Annotated in this window: 1 protein-coding gene; it reads left to right on the forward strand. The window is 60.6% G+C overall.

Annotation, left to right across the window (positions count from 1 at the left end):
• Positions 1-98: 98 nt before the first annotated feature.
• On the forward strand, positions 99-1697 hold the full coding sequence (locus K7W41_RS23205; protein ID WP_224612906.1) for an IS1182 family transposase: 1599 nt from the start codon (positions 99-101) through the stop codon (positions 1695-1697).
• The last annotated feature ends 16 nt before the right edge of the window (positions 1698-1713 follow it).

Below are 1713 nucleotides of genomic sequence, written 5' to 3' on the forward strand. Positions count from 1 at the left end.
GACACTGTTGGGAAACTCAGCTGGTCTTGGAAAAGAGCGCAAAGTAGAGCATGTTGCGACCAACACCATTTGGCGAAGTGCCCCCAGAGACTGCCCGTGTGGCTCGTGCTGCCTTTCGCAAGGGGAACCTCTACCTGCGTATCCGGGATGAACTCGGGGCGCTGTTCCAGGACAGCGATTTTGAAACGATGTTCTCGACGACGGGGCGACCAGGGGTCGCCCCTTGGCGTTTGGCGCTCGTCACCGTGTTCCAGTTTCTCGAAGACCTGCCCGATCGTCAGGCGGCGGATGCGGTGCGGAGTCGTCTGGATTGGAAGTATGCGCTGGGCCTGGAGCTCACAGATTCCGGTTTCGACTTCTCGCTGTTGAGTGACTTCCGGGCCCGCTTGATGGACCATGAGCAGGAGGGACTCCTGCTCGATATCCTGGTCCAGAAAGGTATCGCGCAGGGCTGGATCAAGGTGCGCGGAAAACAGCGAACGGATTCGACGCATGTGATTGGCGCGGTGCGGCGACTGACCCGTCTCGAACTTCTTGGCGAGACCATGCGGGCTGCGATGAATGAACTGGCGAAGGCTGATCCCGACTGGCTGCGTCCGCTCCTCACTGCGTCGCTGGTCAAACGCTATGGCCACCGGATTGAGGAGGGACGCCTCCCCAGGGGCGAGGCCAAACGCGAGCAATACGCTGCAGACATCGGCCAGGAGGGGTTTGCGCTGCTGGAGCAGCTGGATCAAGAGAAGGCAGCTCACCTGCGTGAGCTGCCCGCCGTGCAGACCTTACGGTTGATCTGGAGCCAACAGTTTCTGTGTGATGTCGAGGGAAAAGCGCTGCGCTGGGTGGCGTGGACAGACGCCATTGCAGCCAGTGAGCGTCCAGCGTCGCCGTACGATCCAGACACCCGATGGGCCACGAAGGGCGAAACGAAATGGCACGGCTACCGCGTGCATCTCAGTGAAACCTGTGAGCCAGATCAACCTGAACTGATCACGCATGTTCATCTCGCCCCAGCGCCACAGCATGACTCTCAGGCACTGCCAGACATTCATACCGGGTTAATCGGCCACGGGATGACGCCTGCAGATCACCTGGTGGACAGCGGCTACATGAGCGCCGGGCTCCTGACCAGCAGCCAAAAACAGGGTATTGCGCTGATTGGTCCGCCCCGTCAACGCCACAATTGGCAGGAACGCACCGAAGGTGCGTTCACCCACCGCGATTTTCGGATTGACTGGGAACGTCATGATGTCCTGTGTCCCCAGGGCTTCTTGAACAAGTCTTGGGTGGAAACCGTCGACGCCGTGGGGACGCCGGTGGTGCTTGTCCAATTTCGGCGCCGCACCTGTGAACGCTGTGAAGTCCGTGCCCGATGCACCAAGGCCGATCGGAACAAGGGAGGTCGGAATCTCCTGCTTCGTCGAGCGCCCGAATTCCATGCCCTCCAGGCCGCAAGAGACGCTCACCAAAATGGCGAACATGCGCTGCTCTACGCGTTGCGCAGCGGCATTGAGGCTACGATGTCACAGTCCGTCAGGCGGTGTGATCTCCGACATGCCCGGTATCGTGGGCACGCCGCCATGCGACTTCAGGCGCTGGGGACAGCCGCTGCCCTCAACCTGCTTCGGCTGGATGGCTGGAGACAGGGTATACCGCGCGGAAAAACGCGTGTCGCTCGCTTCGTGAAGCTCATTGCCTGAGTTTCCCAACAGTGTC

It is taken from the genome of Deinococcus multiflagellatus (assembly GCF_020166415.1).
In the GTDB taxonomy this organism is placed as follows: domain Bacteria; phylum Deinococcota; class Deinococci; order Deinococcales; family Deinococcaceae; genus Deinococcus; species Deinococcus multiflagellatus.